The following is a 265-nucleotide window of genomic DNA, read 5'->3' as shown; positions in this document are numbered from 1 at the left end:
ATGCCGTCGATCGCTTCCTGCCCGTCGACCAGTATATCGGCGGTGTCGAGCACGCGATCCTGCACCTGCTCTATTCGCGCTTCTTCACCCGGGCGATGAATCAGACCGGCCATGCCGGGCTGGATGAGCCCTTCGCCGGCATCTTCACCCAGGGCATGGTCGTGCACGAGACTTATCGCGCCGAAAATGGCGACTGGGTCGAGCCGGGCAATGTCCGCATCGAGGTCAGCGGCGCCGAGCGCAAGGGCTTCGACGTCGAGACCGG

1 pseudogene is annotated in these 265 nt (G+C 64.5%); it reads left to right on the top strand.

The features are described from left to right. A pseudogene (locus RAD10_RS42040) lies at positions 1-265 on the top strand (leucine--tRNA ligase); the annotation flags it as partial.

Source organism: Bradyrhizobium sp. 23AC, assembly GCF_054863025.1.
The sequence above is the reverse complement of the archived record's forward strand: the minus strand, read 5'-3'. Positions and strand labels throughout refer to the sequence as shown.